At 62.7% G+C, this 22,773-nt stretch carries 20 protein-coding genes; 5 read left to right on the top strand and 15 right to left on the bottom strand.

The features are described 5' to 3' along the window. Nucleotides 1-47 precede the first annotated feature (47 nt). From COLINT_RS04845 to COLINT_RS08635, 3 genes are read right to left on the bottom strand one after another with little or no spacing between them, the layout of a single operon-like run. Nucleotides 48-971 carry an FtsX-like permease family protein gene (locus tag COLINT_RS04845; protein ID WP_006723284.1) on the bottom strand — a complete coding sequence of 308 codons (924 nt, stop codon included), beginning with the start codon at nucleotides 969-971 and terminating at the stop codon, nucleotides 48-50. After that, nucleotides 961-1,821 carry an ABC transporter ATP-binding protein gene (locus COLINT_RS04850; RefSeq protein ID WP_006723285.1) on the bottom strand — a complete coding sequence of 287 codons (861 nt, stop codon included), beginning with the start codon at nucleotides 1,819-1,821 and terminating at the stop codon, nucleotides 961-963. The genes COLINT_RS04845 and COLINT_RS04850 overlap by 11 nt, the downstream gene beginning before the upstream one ends. A 31-nt stretch (nucleotides 1,822-1,852) precedes the next feature. Continuing rightward, complete coding sequence (locus COLINT_RS08635; protein WP_169302870.1) at nucleotides 1,853-2,011, bottom strand: hypothetical protein; 159 nt, start codon at nucleotides 2,009-2,011, stop codon at nucleotides 1,853-1,855. A 161-nt stretch (nucleotides 2,012-2,172) separates the two neighbouring features. Between COLINT_RS08635 and vsr the strand changes: the two genes are divergently transcribed. Further along, nucleotides 2,173-3,003, top strand: coding sequence for a DNA mismatch endonuclease Vsr (gene vsr / locus COLINT_RS04855; RefSeq protein ID WP_006723287.1), 831 nt, complete (start codon nucleotides 2,173-2,175; stop codon nucleotides 3,001-3,003). A 70-nt stretch (nucleotides 3,004-3,073) separates the two neighbouring features. After that, nucleotides 3,074-3,328 (top strand): hypothetical protein, encoded by a 255-nt coding sequence (locus COLINT_RS04860; protein WP_006723288.1) that lies wholly within the window; start codon nucleotides 3,074-3,076, stop codon nucleotides 3,326-3,328. Between the two features lie 55 nt (nucleotides 3,329-3,383). Here COLINT_RS04860 and nhaA read toward each other — a convergent pair whose 3' ends face one another. Continuing rightward, complete coding sequence (gene nhaA, locus COLINT_RS04865; protein ID WP_006723289.1) at nucleotides 3,384-4,748, bottom strand: Na+/H+ antiporter NhaA; 1,365 nt, start codon at nucleotides 4,746-4,748, stop codon at nucleotides 3,384-3,386. Nucleotides 4,749-4,988: 240 nt separating this feature from the next. Next, a complete protein-coding gene (locus COLINT_RS04870; protein WP_039910368.1) occupies nucleotides 4,989-5,930 on the bottom strand; it encodes a DHH family phosphoesterase in 942 nt (313 codons plus the stop codon). Nucleotides 5,931-6,187: 257 nt separating this feature from the next. On the opposite strand from COLINT_RS04870, the gene COLINT_RS04875 reads away from it, so the two are divergent. After that, nucleotides 6,188-7,036, top strand: a complete 849-nt coding sequence (locus COLINT_RS04875) for a histidinol-phosphatase HisJ family protein (protein WP_006723292.1) — start codon at nucleotides 6,188-6,190, stop codon at nucleotides 7,034-7,036. A 210-nt stretch (nucleotides 7,037-7,246) separates the two neighbouring features. Here COLINT_RS04875 and COLINT_RS04880 read toward each other — a convergent pair whose 3' ends face one another. From COLINT_RS04880 to metA, 4 genes are all read right to left on the bottom strand, one after another. After that, nucleotides 7,247-8,209 (bottom strand): ROK family protein, encoded by a 963-nt coding sequence (locus tag COLINT_RS04880; protein ID WP_006723293.1) that lies wholly within the window; start codon nucleotides 8,207-8,209, stop codon nucleotides 7,247-7,249. Nucleotides 8,210-8,324: 115 nt separating this feature from the next. Continuing rightward, the gene (gene brnQ, locus COLINT_RS04885; protein WP_006723294.1) at nucleotides 8,325-9,638 is read right to left on the bottom strand and encodes a branched-chain amino acid transport system II carrier protein; all 1,314 of its coding nucleotides are present in this window, start codon (nucleotides 9,636-9,638) and stop codon (nucleotides 8,325-8,327) included. Between the two features lie 67 nt (nucleotides 9,639-9,705). Next, entirely contained in the window at nucleotides 9,706-12,558 is a 2,853-nt protein-coding gene (locus COLINT_RS04890; protein ID WP_006723295.1) for an ATP-dependent helicase, read from the bottom strand. Nucleotides 12,559-12,954: 396 nt separating this feature from the next. Then, nucleotides 12,955-13,875: a homoserine O-acetyltransferase MetA gene (gene metA / locus COLINT_RS04895; RefSeq protein WP_006723297.1), complete on the bottom strand. Its 921-nt coding sequence runs from the start codon at nucleotides 13,873-13,875 to the stop codon at nucleotides 12,955-12,957. Between the two features lie 212 nt (nucleotides 13,876-14,087). Here metA and COLINT_RS04900 point away from each other — a divergent pair, with 212 nt between their 5' ends. Then, the gene (locus tag COLINT_RS04900) at nucleotides 14,088-15,161 is read left to right on the top strand and encodes an L-lactate dehydrogenase (RefSeq protein ID WP_006723298.1); all 1,074 of its coding nucleotides are present in this window, start codon (nucleotides 14,088-14,090) and stop codon (nucleotides 15,159-15,161) included. 14 nt (nucleotides 15,162-15,175) lie between these two features. Here the strand turns inward: COLINT_RS04900 and COLINT_RS04905 are convergent, their stop codons facing one another. From COLINT_RS04905 to COLINT_RS04925, 5 genes are all read right to left on the bottom strand, one after another. Beyond that, nucleotides 15,176-16,096 (bottom strand): DMT family transporter, encoded by a 921-nt coding sequence (locus COLINT_RS04905; protein ID WP_156780329.1) that lies wholly within the window; start codon nucleotides 16,094-16,096, stop codon nucleotides 15,176-15,178. Between the two features lie 239 nt (nucleotides 16,097-16,335). Further along, nucleotides 16,336-17,160, bottom strand: coding sequence for a PTS system mannose/fructose/sorbose family transporter subunit IID (locus COLINT_RS04910; protein WP_006723301.1), 825 nt, complete (start codon nucleotides 17,158-17,160; stop codon nucleotides 16,336-16,338). Continuing rightward, nucleotides 17,153-17,926 (bottom strand): PTS mannose/fructose/sorbose/N-acetylgalactosamine transporter subunit IIC, encoded by a 774-nt coding sequence (locus COLINT_RS04915; RefSeq protein WP_006723302.1) that lies wholly within the window; start codon nucleotides 17,924-17,926, stop codon nucleotides 17,153-17,155. The genes COLINT_RS04910 and COLINT_RS04915 overlap by 8 nt, the downstream gene beginning before the upstream one ends. A 61-nt stretch (nucleotides 17,927-17,987) precedes the next feature. Further along, complete coding sequence (locus tag COLINT_RS04920; RefSeq protein ID WP_039910370.1) at nucleotides 17,988-18,467, bottom strand: PTS sugar transporter subunit IIB; 480 nt, start codon at nucleotides 18,465-18,467, stop codon at nucleotides 17,988-17,990. Nucleotides 18,468-18,500: 33 nt separating this feature from the next. After that, on the bottom strand, nucleotides 18,501-19,553 hold the full coding sequence (locus tag COLINT_RS04925; RefSeq protein ID WP_039910371.1) for an SIS domain-containing protein: 1,053 nt from the start codon (nucleotides 19,551-19,553) through the stop codon (nucleotides 18,501-18,503). Nucleotides 19,554-19,908: 355 nt separating this feature from the next. Between COLINT_RS04925 and COLINT_RS04930 the strand changes: the two genes are divergently transcribed. Next, nucleotides 19,909-20,652, top strand: coding sequence for a GntR family transcriptional regulator (locus tag COLINT_RS04930; RefSeq protein WP_006723305.1), 744 nt, complete (start codon nucleotides 19,909-19,911; stop codon nucleotides 20,650-20,652). A 47-nt stretch (nucleotides 20,653-20,699) separates the two neighbouring features. Here COLINT_RS04930 and COLINT_RS04935 read toward each other — a convergent pair whose 3' ends face one another. Continuing rightward, nucleotides 20,700-22,649 carry a RecQ family ATP-dependent DNA helicase gene (locus COLINT_RS04935; RefSeq protein ID WP_006723306.1) on the bottom strand — a complete coding sequence of 650 codons (1,950 nt, stop codon included), beginning with the start codon at nucleotides 22,647-22,649 and terminating at the stop codon, nucleotides 20,700-20,702. Between the last annotated feature and the right edge of the window lie 124 nt (nucleotides 22,650-22,773).

A 22,773-nucleotide genomic window follows, 5' to 3' on the forward strand; every position in this document is an offset into this window, starting at 1 on the left:
CCGGGGGCCCGAACCGGGTTTGGGTAAACCCGGAAAAACGGGGGTTTTTAGGGTAAAGTTTTCAAAACCCCTTTTACCGGGTTTTCCCTAACCGTGTTCACCTTGGCAGAGAGCTGACGCAGCGTGAACATGTTGAGTCCGCGCCAATACAGGCCCTTCGCGCTCTGCAGCACCCTGAGCAGAAAACCCGAGAGGCCGAAGAAGAACAGGATCGTCCCCGCCACCACGATACCCGTGGTAAGGGAGAACTGGGCCATAGCCGCGTCCATCTCGGCGGCGGGCGCGTCAACCGGAAGACCGTCGCGCAGCAGACGGTAGTACGCAACACCGATCAAGACCGCGCCCAGCACGAACACCACGGCAGACAGCATCGGGTTGCGGGTCTTGATGGCCTCGTTCTTACGGCCGGCGCTCATGAGGTCGATGATGCTCGTCCGACCCACCACGAGCAGGTTGAAGGCAAGCGTCACTAGGAAGATGACGAACAGGCACCCCACCGTGAGCGTGAACGCCTGCATGGAGAAGAAGAAATGGAAGTTCGCGATCTGCGTCTTGAAAATCGATGCCGTGAAGAACGTCATGAGCTGGGAGACCCCGACTCCGAACAAAATGCCCAGCACGAGCGCCGCGCCGGAAACGATGGCCGTCTCGAGGGCCATGACGCGGGCCACCTGTCCGCGGCTCATGCCGAGCACCTGGTAGAGGCCGAATTCCTTCTTGCGGCGTTTCATGATGAAACCGTTCGCATACACCATCAAAAAGCCCATGACAGCGGCGAGGAAGAACGTCAGCCCCGAGAAGATGCCGCCGAGCAACTGTGACAGCGCCTCTTCCATGGAAACGAAATCGACCTGAATGGATATGGTATTGAACGCATAGAACACCGATACGGCAAGTGTGAGCGTGAGGAGATAGACCAGGTAGTCCTTGCCCGCACGGCGCACATTGCCCCAAGCGAGCTTACAGAGCATCGGAGCCCTCCCCTCCCATCATGGCGACGACCTCCATTATGCGGTCGAAGAACTCGCGCCTCGGGCTGTCTCCGCGGCGAAGCTCGGTGAAAATGCGGCCGTCGCGGATGAACAGGACGCGGTTGGTATAGCTCGCGGCGAAGCTGTCGTGCGTGACCATGAGAACGGTTGCCTGATACTGGCGGTTCATGGTCTCGATGCTCTCGAGCAGCAGGCGGGCGTTCTTGGAATCGAGCGCGCCGGTGGGCTCATCGGCCAAGATGATGGCCGGATCGGTCACCAGGGCGCGGGCTGCGGCGACGCGCTGCTGCTGGCCGCCGGACATCTGATACGGATACTTGTCGAGCACCCCTGCGATATCGAGGCGCTGGGCGACCTGCTCCACCCGGGCAAGCGTCTCCTTAGCGGGGACGCGGGCGATGGTGAGCGGCAGAGCGATGTTCTCGCGGGCCGTCAGCGTATCGAGCAAGTTGGAGTCCTGGAAAATGAAGCCCAGCTGCTCGCGACGGAAACGCGTGAGCTTGGCGTGCTTCATGCGCGTGACGTCGGCACCGTTGATGACCACGTTGCCGCTCGTCACGGTATCGATGGTGGACACGCAGTTGAGCAGGGTGGACTTGCCGGATCCCGAGGCGCCCATGATGCCCACGAACTCGCCCTTGTCCACCGCGAAGGACACATCGGCCAACGCTCGCGTCACGTTGTTGCGGCTGCCGTACACCTTCTCGACGTGATTGACCTCGAGCACGGGCACGCCCGCTCGCACGGCGGCACCGCCGGCGACGCTCACGCCCGGGACCTGGGGCTCCGCCATATGGGCGCCGTTCTTACCAAATGCCATCTCAATCATTCCTTTCACAAGCTCTCGATGCGAGGCGAACTTATTGGCCGACCATGGCGAGCAGTGCGAGCATAACGCCCGCGAGCACCGCCATCACGCACAGCCATACGGTCATCTCGACCTGGGACATGCTCGCGTTGACCATCGCCGCGTCACCCTGAACGAGCTCGGGAGCGAACTGCGTGTTCATGGATTTCATCGTAATCTCCTTTTCTCGCTGCGCCACGCGGCGCCTCGCTTCTTCGACCCCTATACTGGCAGGGCGCCCTATTGGCAACCATCGATTTGGCTTACGAGCCGGTTGCATTGTTGTAAGGTTGCCCGTACGACGCGACGATTATGAGAAGGCGAGGTGGCAGCATGAAGACCGTCCGTGTGGCAGCCGGAATCATCCAGCGCGACAACGAGGTCCTGGCCGTACAGCGCGGCTACGGGGAGATGGACGGGCTGTGGGAATTCCCCGGAGGCAAGATCGACGCAAGCGAGACCCCCGAGGAGGCCTGCCTGCGCGAGCTGCGAGAAGAGCTGGACGTGCGCATCACGAGCTTGCAGGACTTCTACACGCTCGAATACGATTACCCCGACTTCCATCTCTCCATGAACTGCTTCCTGTGCCACTTGGACGAGGAGAGCGGCGAACCCGCGCGCAACGATCGCCAGCGCGATATGCGCTGGGTGCACAAGAGCTCGCTGGCGACCCTCGAATGGATGCCCGCCGACATCGAGCTCGTCAACATGCTCGTGCGCATGGGCGAGGAAGAGGAGCAGGCGCTGGTGAAGCGTCGTGCAGCCGTGCGCAAGTCTATGCAGGGCAACAAGCGCCGCGACACCAAACCGGAGCTCCTCGTACGACAGCGTCTGAGGGCGGCCGGCCTCACCGGCTACCGACTCGACTGGGCCAAGGCACCCGGCAGGCCCGACATCGCCTTCCCCGGGCGCAAGATCGCCATCTTCGTCAACGGGTGCTACTGGCACCGTTGCCCACACTGCAACCCCAGCATGCCGAGCAAAAACGTCGAGTTTTGGGAGGCGAAGTTCCGTCGCAACGTCGAGCGGGACAAGCGCGCCCTCGCCGAGCTCGAAGAGCTGGGGTGGTGCGCCATCACCATATGGGAATGCGAGCTCAAGCGCGACCGCATCGACGAGACCATGGAGCGCGTGATCGAAGCGATACACAAAACCTCAAATTAGGGACAGTCCCTAATTTGAGGTTTAACGCGCCCGACGAGGCAATCCGAACCCCCATCGAGTAAGGAGCCCCATGCATATTGGAATGTTTCAAGCCGAGGAATTCGGCGACCTGCAGCGCCTGGTGGACGGCCTGTTCACGGGGCGCGAGACGATCGATCGCCTCGATCTCATTGTCCAGGCCGAGATCTTGGACCTTGCACCCGACCTGCTCGAAATCGTGAACCTCGTTCCCCCGGGGACCTACAATCGCACTCGCCTGTGCGACCAGATCAACTCCGCGCTCGCCGCCCACGGCTGGGGCGCCACGTACGGAACAGTGGAATAGGCGCCCCGAACAAAGCATGAGGTCTCAATGCGGGACCTCAATTTAGGGACTGTCCCTAAATTGAGGTTTCGGGATCCGCTTTCTTTTTGCACACCGCGCTCATGAACGTCATGCCAAGGACGGCCGCGCTCACCGACCCAGCCAGAATGGCGGCTTTCGCAGCCAGGACCTCATACGGCTCAGTCGGGAAGGCCAGGCCGGCGATGAGGATGGACATCGTGAACCCGATACCTCCCAGAATACCCACACCCAGGATATGAGCGCCCGTCACGTTCTTGGGCATGTCGGCGATACCGCTGCGCACCAGCAGGAACGTCACACCCACAATACCCAACGGCTTGCCCAACAGCATGCCAAAGTACGTACCCATGGCAACGGGGTCGAGCGCGAGCTGGACCAAGTCGACGCCGACGAGACGCACCTGCGCGTTCACAAAGGCAAAGATCGGCAGGATGATGAAGTTCACCGGCGTGTGGATCATGCGCTCCAGGCGGACCAGCGGAGGGGACACGCGGTGCATCACGCGCTCGGCACCAAAGGTGGCGCTGGTGAAGTCGTGCTGGTCGAGGATGTGCGCATCGTCATCGTAGCTGTCGACCATGTCGGGCATGTAGCCGCGCAACCAATCGGTCAGGTTGTTCAGTCGCATCCCAGAACGCGCGGGGATGGTAAAGGCGAGGATCACACCGGCCAGCGTGGCGTGCACGCCGGACTGGAACAGGCTAAACCACAGAACCAGGCCTCCGACCATATACGGCGCAAGGCGGAAATGCTGCGTCTTGTTGAGCCAGAACAGCACGGCCGTCACCACGACGGCGCACCCGAGCCAGAACAGATTGGGCGCGTGGCCGTAAAAGATCGCGATTGCCGCAATGGAAATCAAGTCGTCGGCAATGGCGAGCGTGGAGAAGAAGACGCGGACACCGGCCGGAACGCGATCGCCAAGCAGCGAGAGCACGCCCAGGGCGAAGGCGATGTCGGTCGCCATGGGAATGGCCCAACCATGCATCGCGCCGCCCTTGTTGAACAGCGCGTAGATGATGGCGGGCATAACCACGCCGCCCACCGCGGCGAGCATGGGGAGCAGGGCCTGACGCGGACGACGCAACTCGCCGACAGTCATCTCATACTTGAGCTCGATGCCCACGAGCAGGAAGAAGATCGCCATGAGAAAGTCGTTGACGAAGACCTCGACCGAGACCGCCACGGTGAACTCACCGATGCCCACATGGATCGGCTCCATCAAGAAATGATGGATCACCTCATAAGCATCCGTGTTGGCGCAGATCACCGCAGCGATGGCGGCAAGCACCATCACGGCGGCGGCAACGGTGCCGTTCTCGAAAATGCGCCCCCACGTGTCGCGGCGCTCGATGCGCTTCCTCTGCTTCTCGGTAAACAGCTGCTCGCGTGCGTCCATGGCACTCCTTGTCTCTTCACTACGCGTATGCCAAGGCGCGCCCCTCGCGAGACGGCCCCATGCGCGCATGGGTACGAAAAAAAGCGGCCGCACCACATGCGTGATACGAACCGCTTTTCTATCAAACACGTATGGTCCTATGGTACCCAACGGTTACATGCGCCTAAAAAGAGCAGAGGGTCGGCTACAGACCGAATCCAAAACTCGGCGACAAATGTAAGCGTTTTGTTTACCGAGCTGTTAGTTGGCGGCGAGAATCGGAGCGGCGACCTGCTTCTTGCGGGAGAGCACGCCGGGCATCCACACGCCCTCGGCCACATCCTCGATCTGAAGGCCCTTCTGCGCAGTGGCGGTATCACCCTCGAGCAGGACCTGGGAGCCCTCCTCCATGATGTCAGTGATGCACAGCACGATGCCATCGGCGGCCTTCTCGGCCTGGTAGGCGCGCATAGCCTCACGAATCTCGGGAATCATGCCGAGCGCGCGGGACTTATCGACCGTCTCGTACTGGCCGATGAGGAGCTTGGTGCCGGCGACCTCGAACATCTTGATGTCGTTGCCGACCATCTGCTCGGCGGTGAAAGAACCGGACGGACGGGTGAGGAAGACCTCCATGCCGAACTTGACCGGATCGACGCCGAGCTGCTCGCCGAGCTTGGCGGCGATGGCAGCGTCCACAGCGGTGGCGGTGGGGCTCTTGAGCATGAGGGTGTCGGTCATCATAGCGGAGAGCAGCAGCTTGGCCTGGGTGTCCGTGGGCTCGACACCCATGACCTCGAAGAGCTTGGCCACGATGGAGCAGGAAGAGCCCCAGGGCAGCGCCACGATGTGCAGCGGGGCGGCGGTGGTGAAGTCACCGAAGCGATGGTGGTCGACCACACCGAAGACGGTGGCGTTCTCGAGGCCGGCGACGGACTGGCCGGGCTCGTTGTGGTCGGTGAGGATGACGAGCTGGGGCTCGGCGCCCTCGGCGGCAGGCTCGATGGCGTCGATCAGCGTCGGAGCGGGCACGCCGGCGTCCTCGAGGAGCTTGGCGGACTCGGCGGGCAGCGGCCCCAAGCAGCAGGCGGTATAGGTGTTGCCCTGGTACTCGAGCTGGTTGAGCAGCTGAGACAGGACGACGGTGGACATGATGGCGTCGTTGTCGGGGTTCTGGTGACCGAACACGAGGACGTTGGCCATGGGGTTCCTCCCTTGTTGCGAATACATAGATACAGCTATTGTAGCGCGCGAACGGCGCCGTGATGTCGTTGCAAGCGCGGTATCATACGTGCGGAATACGAACACCCCGCCCCCGCCTCGAGAGCTTGCCGCGGACGTGAAACCGCCATCGGGGGCATGCCCGCTCGCAAGTCCGCATCACGAGCGGCATCTTGTCGGCCGATTCTCCCGAATCCCGCCGCTCGTGATGCGGACTTCACCCTAAAGATTGGACCCCCATGCTCGCCGACTACCACGTGCACTCCGAATTCTCCGACGACTCCGTCTTTCCCGTGAACGACGTCTGCGCCCTCGCCATCGAGCGCGGCATCGACGAGATCTGCTTCACCGACCATGTGGACTTTGAGATCCGTCCCGACTGGGACGAGTACCGCGCCGACCCCAGCTGCGCACCTATCATCGAGGGGCAGCCGTCCATCAACGTAGATTACGAACGCTATTTCCCCACGATCGCCGAGGCTCGCGACCGTTTTGCGGGCGAGCTCACCGTGAAGACGGGCATGGAGTTCGGCGTGCAATCGCACACGATCGGGCGCTTCGACGAGCTGTTCGAGCGCTTTACCGGCGAATGGGACTTTACCATCCTGTCCATTCACCAGGTGGGCAACCAGGAATTCTGGAACGGCACGTTCCAGCAGGGCCGCACGCAGAACGAGTACAACATGGGGTATTACGAGGAGATGCTGCGCGTGGCGCAGCGCTTCGACCATTGGTCGGCGCTCGGGCACCTCGACCTCATCAAGCGCTATGACCAGGCCGGCCCCTGGCCGGACGCAAACGCCCGCGATATTGTGGCCGAGATCTTGGAGGAGGCCATCCGCCGCGGCAAGGGCATCGAGCTCAACACGTCGTCCATCCGCTACGGACTCGCCGACCTCACCCCGAGCACCGAACTACTGCGCCTGTACCGCGACTTGGGCGGGCGCATCCTCACGATTGGCAGCGACTCGCACAAGCCCGAGCACCTCGGCGCGCACATCCCCATGATGCGCGAGCGCCTGAAGGATATCGGATTCACCGAGTTCTGCACCTTCCAGGACATGGAGCCAATGTTCCACAAGCTGTAGGGTGCGCGCGCCAGGACGCTGTGCGCGATTGGAGCTTATGAACGATTTGCTGCACGTCGATTATTGAGGACAACTAAAACTGCAGCTCAGGGCATGTACAAAAATGGAGCTTATGAACGAATCGTTCATAAGCTCCAAGCGTGACAAGAAAACCGTTCATAACCTCCAGCTGCTCGCAACCGTAATGGCAACACGACTGCAGCCGAAAGCCTACACCTCGCGAGCGGCGGCGCGCAGCGCCACGTATGCCGCTCCGAAGATGCCGGCGTCGTTGCCGAGCGAGGCGACTTCGATCGCCGTGGCGCGACTCGCGGGGAACGCGCGGGCCTCGTACTTCGCGCGCAGGGAATCCAGGAACATATCGGCCGAAGCGGACGCGCCACCGCCAAGCACGTAAACCTCGGGATCCACAACGGCGGAGATAATTTGCAAACCGAGCGAGAGATAGTCCATGGTGACATCGATCGCGGCGAGCGCCGTCTCATCGCCCGCACGAGCCGCGTCGAACACCGAACGCGAATCGCTCGGACCCACCAGCTCGACAGGCTCGACACCGCGCTCCTCGCACACGCGCAGGTAGTTGCTGACCACGCCGGAAGCCGAGGCGTACTGCTCTAGGCATCCGTGCAGACCGCAGCCGCACGCGCGCTCCTCGGCCGGATTCACGCAGATGTGCCCGATCTCGCCGCCGGCACCGAACGCGCCGTCGATGACATCGCCGTTCACCACCACGCCACCGCCGAGGCCCGTTCCGATGGTCACCATAACCATGCTGCGGTGCCCCTGCGCACTGCCGCGCCAGACCTCGCCCATCGCCGCCGCATTCGCGTCGTTCACATAGCGAACCAACGCATGCGGGCAGCGTACCTCGAGCGCCTCTTTGAGTGCCGGGGCGTCGATCTCGATGTTGGCCGCCATGGCGATCACACCGCTTGCGGGCACCGGACAAGGCACTGCCAAACCGATACCACGCACGAACAGCATGGGCTGCTGCACGCCAGCCATGAGCTGCTCGATGCCGCCAACCACGGCGGCGTGGCCCTCACCGCATGCCAGTGACGGCGTGGGGACGCTCGTCTTACCGAGCAGGTCGCCCTCCTCGTCAAACAAGCCGAGCTTGACGGAGGTGCCTCCGACGTCGACACCGATGTAGTACTGTTTGCTCTCCGCCATAAGGTCTCCTTTCACGCCACCCAAACCGAACTGAGGCGACTGTATTGCTTCCGCTCTCGACTATACCTAGCATCGCGCGGCGTGCGCGCCACAACCCGGCAGACGGTCCCAACGCCTATTCGACGGCAGAGGAGCGGATGCCCGACACCGCAACGCCGATGACCATACCCACCAGCGCCGGAACGACCCAATTCATGCCAAGGTCGGCGAAGGGCATCGCATCGAAGGGCAACCACGCGCCCGCGAAGAACGCATCGCGCAGAGCAGTGGCAACGCTCACCACGCCCGTGAAGCCCACAACCCACGGCCACACGCGAGGAACGAGGTCGCATCCTTTGTGCATCATCCCCATGAGCACGATCACGATCGCCACCGGATACAGCGCGCTCAACAACGGGACCGAGAACGCCAGAATCGCATCGAGGCCCACATTGGAAACGGCACAGGAGAACACGGCGAAACCCAGGGCCCACATGCGATAGGGAACACGCGGAAACGCCTCGGAGAAATACGCGCCGCAGCAGCTGATGAGTCCAATGCACACGTTCAGACAAGCGAGCAGGAAAATCGCAGCGACAACCACCGTTCCCATGGAGCCGAAGTGCAAGGTGGCCGAAGCTGTCAGGATCGCGGCGCCGTTCGTTGCATCCGGCATGGCGGGGGCCACATTCAGGCCCACCACGGCCAGACCGCAGTAGATGAGACCCATGAGCAAGCCGGCGAACACGCCCGCGCGCGAGACCTCACGCGTGAGACCCGCATCATCGGTCACGCCGAGCTCGCGGATATTCGTCGCGATGATGATGCCGAAGGTGAGCGACGCAAGCAGGTCCATGGTCTGGTAGCCCGTCTGGAAACCCGCCATGACCGCATTGCTCTCATACGCGCCGTGCGTCGCACGGACGGCGTCCACGGGATTGAACAGCGCAGCGCCCACCACGGCCACGATCAGCACGATAAGCGCGGGACCGGTGATGCGCCCCAGCAGCTTGGTGAGCGCACTGGGGTGCATGGCCAGCAGGTAAGCCACGGCAAAGAACGCCACCGAGAACACAAGGCGCGCCACTTCGAGCGAGATGCCGGCAGGAAGCAGCGGCTGCAACATCTCAAAAGAGGTCGACGAGGTGCGCGGAATGGCCAAACACGGTCCGATCGCGAGGTAGATGGCGGCGACGAACACACTCGAGAACGCCGGGTGCACACGCGAAGCGAGGTCGCGAATCGTACCGGCAAGGCCGACGGCGATGATGCCGAGCATGGGCAGGCCGATTCCGGTGATGAGAAAACCGATCATGGCGGGTACGACGGCGCCGCCCGCCTGCAGGCCGAGAAGGGGCGGGATAATGAGGTTGCCCGCCCCGAAGAACATAGAGAACAAGGTGACGCCCACGAACAGGGACTGTCGGGGCGTGAGTTTTGCGCTCGTCATGTGCGCCTCCCTCCGGATCGTCGTTTCTGTAATGGGAGAAACTGTATCAGAGTGGAGTGCCTATCCGCTAGACGAGTTTGACGATGGGCGCAAATCCCTTCATGAGCTTCTTCGTCTGGCCGGAACGCTCGAACTGGACCTCGATCATATCTCCGGCGGCGGAGATGACCGTACCGGGGCCGAACGTCTTGTGACTCACGCGATCGCCGGCGACGAACGTCGTTGCCGCCGCCTCGACATCCACCTTGCGCTCGACCGTTGCCGAGACGGTGCTCTTCTTGGGGCGCGGGGCGCCGGAGCCAAACGTTGCCGGCTTGCGCGATGCCGCCCCCCTATCGGAACCCGCCGTGCCCACACGGCCGGCATCCGGGCTGATTGCCGTACGGCGCTGCGTACCCGGCGTGGACCGCGTGTAGGAACCGAACACGCGGCCACCGTACATGTCCGAGCCCTGGCCCGAGCCAAAGGTTCCACGGCGATCGCCGCGCTTCTCCCAGCCGGTGCCCTCGAACCCGGAAGAACCGATCCCGGAGAACTCGATGTTCTCGGCGGGAATCTCGTTCACAAAGCGCGAACGCGGGTTTGCCTGCGTGGAACCGTAGGTGCGGCGCGTGGCGGCGTAGGTGAGGAACAGGCGCTTACGTGCGCGCGTGATGGCGACGTAGGCCAGGCGGCGCTCCTCCTCCAGCTTTGCCGGATCGTCGTCTGACCAGCCGGCAACGTGCGGGAAGATGCCCTCCTCCATGCCTGCCACGAACACCGCGGGGAACTCCAGGCCCTTTGCGGAGTGGACCGTCATCATAGTGATGGCGTGGCTCTCCCCCGCCAGGGCGTCCAGGTCGCTGCGCAGGGCCAGCCACTCGAGCAGGGCCGGCAGGGCCTTGCAGGCGAGCGGGCCGTACATGCGCTCGACCTCGACTGCGGCGAGAGCGGCGGCGTTCGGAGTGAGAGCGGGCGCCATAGAAGGGTTCGCCAATGCATCGGACAGCACGCTCGTGGCAGCGGTCATCGCGGTGCTCATCGGCATCGCGATGCCGGCAGGCATGGGGGCGACCTCCGGCACGTCCGCCACGCCGGCGGCGCGCAGCTCCTCGAGGCTCTCGAGCGTGCCCTCGATGTCCTCGTGCGTCTCCTCGAATTCGGCGGCGACGCCCAGGAACTCCTGGATGTTCTCGGCTCGGGACTCGGCCTCCATGGTGCCCTCGGCGCGGAACGCCTGCACCAGACCGCTCTTGTCCACGATCATCTCGACGACGTCCTTGAGCTCGCCGTCCATGCGGCGTCCCTCGCGCACGATGTTCACAAAGTCGCCGAGGGCATGACGCACCTTGGCGGAGAACATGCCCGTCTCGGCGATGGCGAGCTCGCACGCCTGGAAGAACGAGCAGGCATTCATGCGAGCCAGGTCCTCGATCTTGCCGATAGAAGTGGAGCCGATGCCGCGGCGCGGGGTGTTGATGACGCGCTTGACGCTCATCTCGTCCGCGGGGTTCACGATCATCTTGAGATACGCCATGACATCGCGGATCTCGGCGCGGTCGAAGAATCGCGTGCCGCCCACGATCTTGTAAGGCACACCGGCACGCAGGAACATATCTTCCAAGATACGGGACTGCGCGTTCGTACGGTAGAAGACGGCCATGTCGTCATAGCTGGTGCCGGCAGCGCGCAGTTTCTCGATCTCGGAGGCGATCCAGCGCCCCTCGTCGCGCTCATCGCTCGCCTGATAGGCCTGGATCTTCTCGCCGTCGCCCAAATCGGTGAACAGGCGCTTCTCCTTGCGCTGCGAGTTGTTGCGCACCACGGCGTTGGCGGCGGCCAGAATATGGCCGGTCGAACGGTAATTCTGCTCGAGCTTGACCACCTTGGCCTGCTTGAAATCCTTCTCGAAGTCGAGGATGTTCGAGATGTCGGCGCCGCGCCAAGAGTAAATCGACTGATCGTCGTCGCCCACGACCATGAGGTTCTGGTACTTGGCGGCGAGCAGGTTGGCGATCTCGTACTGGACATGGTTGGTGTCCTGGTACTCGTCGACGCTGATGTAGCGGAAGCGCTCCTGGTACTTCTCGAGCACCTCGGGGCGAGTGCGCAGCAGCTCGAGCGTGCGCACGAGCAGATCGTCGAAATCCATGGCGTTCGCGGCGCGCAGGCGGCGCTCCAGCTCCAGGTACACCTGGGCAGCCTTCTGCTCCTGCGGTGAGCTCGCCTTCTCGATGAACTCCTCCGGGCCGATCATGGCGTTTTTGGCCGTGGAGATCTTGGAGCGGATCATGTTGATGGGGTACTGCTTTTGCTCGATGCCCAGGTGGGCCATGATCTCGCGCACCATGCGGCGGGAATCGTCATCGTCGTAAATGGTGAACTGGCCGGTGTAGCCGAGCAGATCGGCATCCTCGCGCAGCATACGCACGCACATGGCATGGAAGGTGCACACCCACATGCCGCGCATACCGCCGTCGGGCAGCATGGCGGAGAGACGCTCGCGCATCTCAGCAGCAGCCTTGTTGGTGAACGTGATGGCGAGAATCTGCCAGGGGCGAATACCCAGGTCGCCGATCATGCGGGCGATACGGAACGTAAGCACGCGCGTCTTGCCCGATCCAGCACCGGCGAGTACGAGCAGCGGGCCCTCGGTGGTGAGAACCGCCTCACGCTGGGCGGGGTTGAGCGTGTCGATGTCGACGAGGGGACGCGCTGGAGCGGCAGCGTTCGGGGCCGCAGCGTACGCCGGGGCGGCGGAGGCGTACGACGGGGCTGGGGCCGGGACGGCGAGAGCCGCTGGTTCGTAGTCCACAGGGATGTAATCGGCGGGGACCTCGACATGGTCGGGCGTTGCGCCATACGCGTCGAGCGGCACAAGGTCGGGCTCGGGGGTCGGAACGGGAGCGGAGGCGTCCCAGAGGCCAGGCTGATTCGACATACACTCTCTCCAAAACACACGAGGGCCGACACAAGGCCGGCCTTCAATTTGATCTCATTCAGTATACCGAGGCGTGCGGATAGAAACGCCCCGGGCGCGCGGATGAACCCCTTCTCCGCAAGCGGGGCACGCGCGGGCGATTTGCAGCCCGTGCAAAAATGCAGCTTATGAACGATTTTGATTTTGCCTCACGGTACGGCCAATCAAAAGCCCAGGTAGAAAGCGTGCAAAATCGCAGCTTATGCACGAATCGTTCATAAGCTGCAAAAATTGCCAGCGAAATCGTGCATAAGTTCCAAGGCCCCTGCGCGTCCGCCGCAGGCCGCACGCCGCACGCCCGCCCCGTCGCGGTCGCGCTCCCGTCACAGGCCGCAGCCCCCTGCCACCGCAGCGCGCCTACGCGCCGACGCGGGCCACGTCGTAGGGCGTGGTCTGGTACACGTAGTAGTTGAGCCAGTTGGTGTAGAGCAGCTGGGCCTGCGCGCGCCACGAGCACAGGGGCTCGCGCGCGGGATCGTCGTCGGGGAAATAGTTCACCGGCACGTCCGGGCCGATTCCGGCGCGGACGTCGCGCTCGTACTCGAGGCGCAGCGTGTCGGCGTCGTACTCGGGGTGTCCGAACACGAAGAACCGTCGGCTGTCCAAGCTCTTCACCAAGTACAGGCCCGCCTCATCGGAGCTCGCGATGACCTCGAGCTCGGGATGCTCGCGCACGGCATCCTCATCAACGCCGGTATAGCGCGAGTGGACGGCAAAGAAGCGATCGTCCAGGCCGCGGACGAGCGGCGAGCTCGGCTTTTCCAGACGGTGCCCGTACACCCCCGAGAGCTTGGCGGGCAGCTCGTGCTTGTCGATCCCGTAATGATGGAACAGGCCCGCCTGCGCGCCCCAGCAGATATGCAGCGTGGAGTGAACGTTGGTGGTGGACCAATCCATGATCTCTACGAGCTCGTCCCAATAGTCGACGTCCGTGAAATCGAGCTTCTCGACCGGGGCGCCGGTGATGATCAGCCCGTCGAAGCGCTCGTCGCGCACCTCGTCGAACGTGCGGTAGAACGTCTCGAGATGCTCGGGCGAGACGTTCTTGGCCTCGTGGCTGCGGGTGCGCAGCAGCTCGACCTCGATCTGCAGGGGCGTATTGGAGAGCTTCCGCATGATCTGCGTCTCGGTGGCGATCTTGGTGGGCATGAGGTTCAAGATCAGCACGCGCAGCGGACGAATGTCCTGATGCAGCGCGCGATACTCGGTCATGACGAAGATGTTCTCGCTCTCGAGCGCCGCGGTAGCGGGCAGGGCGTCGGGGATGCGAATGGGCATGGGGCCTCCTTGGTTCACATTCCCCTATGGTACGACACAAACGTGCGCGCTGGGAGGTTGGCTCGATGCGAACCGGTGCCGGAGCGAACCGCGCGCCACAGACGCCATACGTGCGTGCCCGCGCTGCCCCGCAACCCCGCCGCGCCCGCAACCCGCTTCGTCCGCAGAGCCCATCACGCCCGGAACGTCCGCCCCCACATGCCGCCACCGCAATGTGTCAGAACGAAGTCGCGTCACTTTATCTCGGCACAGTGCTCGGCGCGAATTACAATTACCCTTACGCGAACTTCGGCCGAAAGGACTCGGATATGTACCAGACTCGAAAGATCGGCGTGATCGGCCAGGGCCACGTGGGCGCGCATGTCGCCAACAGCCTGCTGATGCAGGGTATCGCCGACGAGCTCTACCTGTGCGACATCAATGAGACGAAGGTGACCTCCGAGGTCCAGGACCTGCGCGACTCACTCAGCTTCGTGCCGTACAACACCAAGATCGTGAACTGCGGCGACCGCTACGAAGAACTCTCCTGCTGCGACATCGTTGTCAACGCCGCAGGCAAGGTCGCACTCGCCGCGACCAACCGCGACGGCGAGCTGTTCTACACCACCGACGCCGCGCGTACCTTCGCCAATCGCGTCGTCGACGCCGGGTTCGACGGCATCTTCGTGAGCATCTCCAACCCCTGCGACGTCGTGTGCACCGAACTCTGGCACCTGACCGGCTATGATCCCAAGAAAATCATCGGCTCGGGCTGCGGTTTGGATTCAGCGCGCCTGCGCACCGAGATCTCCAAGCAGATCGGCATCTCGCCCAAGTCCATCGACGCGTACATGATTGGCGAGCACGGCTTCAGCCAGATCGGTGCGTTCAAGGCGGCGACCATCGCCGGCAAAAAGCTCAGCGAGCTCGAGGCCGAGAACCCCGAGAAGTACGCGTTCGATCACATGCAGATCGAGGAACTCGCACGCAAGGGCGGCTATGTGACATACGCTGGCAAGCAGTGCACCGAGTACGCCGTTGCCAACTCCGCCGCGCGTGTCTGCGCCGCCGTTCTGCACAATGAGCACGCCGTGCTCTCCGCCTCCACGCTCATGACCGGCCAATACGGCGAGGAGGGCATCTTCACCTCGCTGCCGTGCGTGATCGGAGCCGAAGGCGTCGAGGAGGTCTACACACTCGATCTTTCCGAGCGCGAGCTCGAAGGCTTCCACAAGAGCTGCCAGCACATCCGCGACAACATCGCCCAGCTTGATTGGTGGGACGAGGCAGCCTGGAACGCCAAGTAGCCGCGAGACGCGCCTCACGCGACGAGCGGCATCATGATGATGATCATCGCGAAGCCCAACAGGTCGGTCGGTGAGAACACGACGCCGATCCACAGCGCGCTCAACACCGTGGCGGAAATGGGTTCGACCGTGGAGAGCATCGCAGTCTTGAGCGATCCGATCTCGTGCACACCCTGCATATAGAAAAGGTACGAGCACCAAGTGCCCAAGACCACAAGCGCGCCGAAGACCACCCAGCACGAGATGTCGAACGAGGCGACGGCCTGCCCCCAATCGGGCACGAACGGAGCGGCGATGAGACCGACCAGCAGCATGGCCCAGCCATTCACCGCCGAAACACCGTAGGTGGAGAGGATCTTGCCGGGAAACACCGCAAGGCCGGCCCCTCCCAAAGCGGCGAGCAGGCCGAACGCGAGACCCGCGGGCGGCAGCGCCATCTGCGAGGGGTCCCCGCCGGTGGTGATGAGAAAGGTGCCGGCGAGTGCAAGGACCATGCCGATGACCTCGCGACGCTTGGGCGCTCGTCGGCCGATCACACACGCAACCGCCGCAACGGGCAGAAGCTGCAGGCTCTGCAGGACCGTTGCCGTGGCGGAATTCGTCGCCTGGATGGCCATGAGGTAAGAGAACTGGTTGAGAAACAGCCCCGCGCCCGCGAAAAGCAGCAAATCCCGCACAGCGGACTTGTCGCGCAGCAGCTCAAAGGGACGGCGATCGCCGCGCGCAACGGAAAACAGCAGAAACAGGATGCCCGCGAGGACCATACGCACGCTCATCACCCACATGGGGTCGATTCCGCTCGAGCGGAACAGATAGCTCACGGCCGTACCGGAAAAGCCCCACAGCGCGCCGCCCGCCAGGGCGCAGGCCACACCGCGCAGGTTCATGTGATACGACCCGGCACGCGATGCCGTGCCGGCGTGCGCCTCCGCCATCATCCATCCCTCCGTCTTCGGCAACCGAATCTTTGATCGCCACCCATCATGTCACATCGCCCACCTCGCATGACGTCGAAATGCGCACTCCCCTTGCACTACACGCAATTCCCGCTTTCCCGTGTCGTCCGGCACCCGTGCAGAACAATGAGCCCGGCCCGAACGCATCGTTCAAGCCGGGCGACCCCATGCCCCAGAAGCGCCTGAGGGGAAGCACTCGGGGCGTCATATGGCCTCTCTTAGGCGAGGAATCCGAAGAACGCGCCGACCAGGGCGATCGCAATCGTCATGAGCAGGATGCCCGTCGCCTTCATCCCCTTCTTGAGGCAGCCGAACATGAGGAACACGTACAGCAGCGAGAGCAGGGACGGGAAGATCTGGTCGAGATAGGACTGCATCTCGAACGTGGTCTCGCCGATGGTCATCGCCAGAGGGGTGGACAGCGCCACCATGCTCGCGCTCATGCCGCCGATGACCATGAGGCCGACGATCGTCGCGCCCTTGCTGAGCTTTTGCAGGATCGCCCCGCCGCGAGCGCCCTCGACCAGGCTAGTGCCGGACTTGTAGCCGAGCATGGTCAGGAAGTAGCGGATGATGATGTGGGGGATGTTGAAGATCAGCAGGAACAGGATCGGGCCCAGCGGGCTTCCCTGCTGGCACAGGGAGATGCCGATGCCGCTCGCGATGATGCGCAGCGTGCCCTGGAAGAACGAGTCGCCGATGCCCGCGAAGGGCCCCATAAGGCCGACCTTCACGTTGTTGATGATGGAAGTGTCGAACTCGGGGTTCTCGCTGGCCTCGCGCTCGAGGGCTGCGGACACGCCGGAGATGGCGCCCACCACGTGGGGCGTGGTGTTGAAGATTGCCATATGGCGAGTAAGGGCAGCGGCGCGCTCCTCCTTGGTGTGCCAGAAGCGCTTGATGGCGGGCCACATGGCAAGCGCGAAGCCGAGGCCCTGCTGGCGCTCGTAGTTGTAGCAGTTCTCCAGGAAGAACGAGTTGACGAACAGCTCCTTCACGAGCTTCTTGTCGTCAGTGGAAAGCGTGGTTTTCTCGCTACTCATCGAACAGGTCATCTCCCTCGTCAACAGCGGCAGCCTGAGTGCCCGCGGAACCGTTTTCATACGCCACGATGAACGCGACGCCGACGCCGATGATGGTGATGGCCATGATCGGCAGCTTGAGATATGCGAAGAGCACGAATCCGAGCAGGAAATAGATGAAGTTGCGACCGTTCATCATGGGCTGGAGCAGCAGCGCGAAGCCCACGGCGGGGATCATGCCGCCCGCAAGGGTCAGTCCGCTCATGATAACCGGCGGGATCGCCTCGACGAACGAGGTGACGGCGGGGGCGCCGAGCAGCACCGCGATGAAGCCCACCAGGAAGTACATACCGCTCTGCAGCATGAGGCCGCCGAAATTGAGGGCGTGCATTCCGCGGATGTTCGCATCGGCGGCGAGCTTCATGGCGAAGTCCATAAACCAGCTGCGGACGATGAAGAGCGCAACCTTGATGGACTGGGCCAGAATCGAGATGGGCAGGGCAAGCGCGAGGGCGGTCTCGGTACCTTTACCGGATATGATGGCGAACGCCGTGCCCAGGCCGGCACCCACGATGACGTCCGGCGGAACCGCGGCGCCGATCTGCATAGCGCCCATGAACACCAGCTCGAGGCTGGCGCCGACGACGAGACCCGTCGCCAGGTCGCCCAAGACAAGGCCGACCAGCGGCGCCACGACGAGCGGGCGCATGACCATGCACGTTCCGCCCATCTTCTCGAGGGTCCAAGCGATGGCCATGACCAAACCGACCATGATCGCTTCGTACATAGGAACTCCTTCCCCTTTACTTCCGGCAAACCGGATTGATACCTGATTTCAGATGCCTGGATTAGAACTTCTCGCGCAGATGTTTGTAGGACTGCGCCGTCGTCGAGGGGACCTCTTGGACCTCGATTTCGATGCCCATGGCGTCGATGTCGTCGAGAGCAGCCACGTCCTCATCGCTCACATACACCATGCGGGAGAACAGGCGCTTGCCCTCCCCGGAGGCCATGCCTCCCAAATTGACGAGCGGACGGTCGGGGATGAGGTCGAGGAGCCGCTTGACCGTCTCCGGGTCGGGGCAGACCACGAACACGCGCATGCTCTCCAGACGGGGGTTCTTGAGCAACTCCGCGGCATCCTCGACGGTGCGCACGGCGAGCTTGACGCCCTCGGGGCAGCACATCTTCATGATCTGCTTGCGCATTGGGTCGTTCGCCGCCGCATCGCTCGCGATGACGATCGCGTTGAAATCGAGCTTCGACTTCCAGCTGAATGCAACTTGACCGTGCAAAAGCCTGTCGTCGATTCGGATTCTCTGAATCATGGATAAATCCTTTCCCATTCAGGCGTGAAACGCCTACAGCTCCTTCGAGATGTACGCGCTGATGCCCGCATTGAGCCTGCGCGTGAGGTCCCGCCCGTGGTCATCTGCGAGGCGATACGCGAGCACCTGCGCGAACGTAAGGTGTTCCAAGGCACCGAACAGCTCGCTCGCCTCCTCGAACACGAAGTCCCGCGACCCCGTTCCGACACCGCCCACCAAGGCGCAGAAGCCGATCTCTTCGTTCAGGAACGTCGCGATCGCGCGCGCCTTGTCGGCGTCAGCCCCCTTTCGGGCGAAGATGAGGTACGCGCCCGAAGCGTCGAAGGCATTTTGCGGACCGTGGATGATCTCCTCGAGCTCGAAGCTGCGCGTGACCATCGGCACCATCTCCATCGCCTTGATATCCGCCTCGCGGGCAACCGCCCACAAGTCGTCGGAACCGGCGCACATCAGGTAGTCGGCGCGCATGAGGGAGAAACGATGCCGGTCGTACCAGGCGAGCGCCCGATCCATTCGCTCGGGCATGACGCCGATGACGGACAGGATCTCATCGTCCATCTGAGACGCTCCGGCCTCTGAAACGGTCCCCGACTCGATCCCCATCGAGATGGCGAGCTGCCAGCAGCTCAGAATCGTCGTGCAAACGCCGACCGTTCGATAGAGGAACCGTTCCTCGCCGCACCCCATCTCGATTGCGACATCGGAAGCCGCGGCGATGGGTGATTCGACGTCCGCGGTAATCGAGCACACCGTGCAGCCCGCCTCATGCAGCTTCTCAACCGCCTCGTACACAAGGCGCGTCGCACCGCCCTGGCTGATTACGACATACAGTGCATCGCGGTCAAAAGAAGTCGCGTACGAGGTGAACTGGTTCGGGAACACTGGCTGCGCCTCGATGCCCAGGCGATCGAACAGCGGGCAGGCGGCAAGCGCCCCGTTGTAAGAGGATCCGCTGCCGATGAAGACCGCGCGCTTATACCCGCGTCCGGTGATCACATCCATAAGCGAGTCCATGCGCTCGCTTCGAGACCGCACCATCGATTCGAGGATCGGCGGAATCGAGGCGATTGAATCCAAAAACGTCAATGCTCCTCCTTGCCACTATCAGATATCAGGACAATGCGAGGTGTTTCTCGCGTTGCTGGTGATATTGATAGAACAATTTAATTCTATTTGCAATGACATATTGGTGGACTATCGGTTTAATTGTCATGTTTTATCGGTAAGCGGTAGCACGGCGCGAGGCATTCGGACGACTAAGCGCCCCCAACCTGCCGATACATTTCGCTTTTCCCGGGCTTTTTGACAACATACATCTCGAGGCCTTCACGCCTGATACCGCTATCCACCCGTTTTAAGCCATTTATCGGCAGCTCGGATAATGTGAACTCCCCTGCATTGCATTCTCGTCTACCATATAAGACGTTTAGGAGGATTTGTCATGCCAAAAATTTCAAAATACCAAGTCGTCGAGCGTGCCATACGCGACGCCATTATCGACGGAACCCTCAAGGTCGGCGATCAGCTCATGACCGAAGAGGAGCTCTGCGCGCGCTTCGGCTTTTCCCGCACGACCACCGGCAAGGCACTCGACAACCTCCGCGCACACGGCTATATCGAACGCGTCGCCGGACGGGGGACGTTCGTCAAAGCGGCGCACGTGGAAAAACAGGCCGGAAGCTCAAGCAGCTTCACCGAGGACATGGCGTCCATCGGTCTCAAGGCCGGCGCGAAGCTCATATCGTATGAAGTGCTTCGCGCGCGCGACGTGCCCGAGATCGCAAAGCATCTGCACGCCGATGAGAACGAACTCATACACCACTTTGTTCGCCTGCGCACGGGCGACGAGCGCCCCGTCGCGATCGGCTACACCTACATCCGCGGAAGCGTCATCCCCGCAGTCGACATCGAAAGCCTCGACGGCTCCTTCTACGCATATGTTCGTTCCCTGGGAATAGAGATACATCCCGCCGAGCAGGTGCGCATTTGTGCGGTCCTGCCGAGCGATGAGCAGCTCGAGCTCCTCGAAGCGAAGGAGATCGCCCTTCTTAGGTCCTCGCATGTCAACTGCGCCGTAAAAGACGGGTCGACGGCACCCTTCGAATACACGGAGACCTATTACAACAGCGACATGTTCTCGTTCACCGCGCAAGACCCCCAGGCGACCGCCACCCCCCAGTGGTAACGACGGGGAACCGGACGTACGGCCCCGCCTCCGCTCGGGGGCGGCGCCTATCGCACGCTCGCCTCGTAATCGGCGATCGCAGCAAGGAAGGCCGCCCCATATGCGTCAGCCTTCTTCTCGCCGATGCCGGGAACGTCGAGCAGTTCCTCTCGCGTGGCCGGTCTCTTGCGACACATGCCACGCAACGTGGCATCTGAGCAGATGATGTACGCGGGAACCTGATGCTCGTCGGCGAGCTCCCGACGCAGATCGCGCAGCTCCTCGAACAGCTCGGCATCATCGCCCACGCGCGAACGGGCATCCAACGCCGCCTCCTCACGCACCAAATCGACGGCGCGCCGCGCACGGCTGGCCGATTTGGTCTTCGAGGCGCGTTTCTTCACGGTGAAGGCAAACTCGCCCGCATGCTGCGGCGCCAGGGCCTCATCGGCGCGAGGACCGAGGCCCACCACCGGGAAGCGCCCCTGCGACTGCACCAGGTACCCGCAGCCCACCAACTGGTCCACGACCTCCTTGATGCGCTTGAGAGGGACCTCGCCCACAGCGCCGTACCCGGGAGCGTCAAACAAGTTGAACTGCCGGATCTTCTCGGTATTCGCACCATGCAGCACATCGGCAACGAGCGCCTTGCCAAAGCGCCCACCCGTCGCGGCGACCATCCGCAGGGCGGAGAGCGCGACGTCCGTCACATCCTCGACCTCGTAGTGCGTCAAACAGTTGGAGCAGTTTCCGCACCAATCAGATGACGAGGCCCCGCCGGTCTCGATGCCAAGAGCCCCCTCGTCGCCGAAATACCGCAGGATGTAGGCGCGCAGGCAACCGGTCGTTTGGCAATAGCCCTCCATCTGGGCGAGCAGGCGATAACGGTTCTGACGCGCAAACTCGCGCTCCTCCGGACTCAACGTGTCGTCCGGCACATCCTTCTCGATGAAAAAGCGACGCAGGCTGAAATCATGCCCGTTCCAAAGCAGATAGCACGCCGCCGGATCACCGTCGCGCCCCGCGCGGCCCGCCTCCTGGTAATACGCCTCGATGCTCTCCGGCACGTTGTGGTGGATCACGTAGCGCACGTTCGGCTTGTCGATGCCCATGCCAAAGGCGTTCGTAGCGACCATGAGCGGCGCGGCGTCGGCGATAAAGGCCGCCTGCTCGGAAGCGCGATCCTGTTGCCCCATACCCGCGTGGTACCGCGCGACCCGGATGCCGTGCGGCCCCAGGACACGGCCGAGCTCGTCGGAGAGCTCGTCCACCGCCTTGCGCGTCGCGCAGTACACGATGCCGCTCTCGTCCTTGTGGGCGAGCGCGTAATCGCGGATCCAGGTCGCCTTGGCCTTGTCTCCCATCTCCTCCACGTTGAAGGAGAGGTTCGCACGGTCGAAGCCAGTCACCACCGACTGCGGCGAATGGAGCCCGAGCATCTCGGAAATGTCGTCGCGCACACGGTTCGTCGCCGTGGCCGTAAAAGCCGCCACCACGGGGCGCTGGGGCAGCGCGTCGATGAAATCGGCGATCGCGAGATAGGAGGGTCGAAAGTCCTGGCCCCATTGGGATACGCAGTGTGCCTCATCGACCGCGATCAGGGGCAGCCCCAACCCATCGGGCTGGGCCAGGCGCTGGGCGAATTCGACGAATCGAGGATCGGACAGACGCTCAGGCGCCACGTACATGATCTGATACCAACCCTCTGAGGCGCGCTTGAGCACCGTATTCTGCTGGGCGGGCGTGAGCGAGGAATTGAGATAACTCGGTCGGGCGCCGACTTCCTTGAGTGCGCGAACCTGGTCGCCCATGAGCGAGACGAGGGGCGAGATGACCAGGGTGAGCCCCTGCAGCATGAGAGCCGGGACCTGATAGCAAATGGATTTGCCCGCGCCCGTGGGCATAACGCCCAACGCGTCCTCACCGGAGAGGATGGCAGAAACCATCCGCTCCTGACCCGGACGGAAGGAGTCGTAGCCAAAGTACTGTTTGAGTGTCTGCTTTGCCCCGTCTATCACGCGCCGCACCTTTCGCTTTCGATACCGCACACGATGATAGCCGTTCGTGCAGACAGTGTATCGTAGGTTGAATCGTCGATTTAGCGATGATAGACTCATCATATCGTCGATACCGATAGAACCG

The organism is Collinsella intestinalis DSM 13280 (genome assembly GCF_000156175.1).
Lineage (GTDB): Bacteria > Actinomycetota > Coriobacteriia > Coriobacteriales > Coriobacteriaceae > Collinsella > Collinsella intestinalis.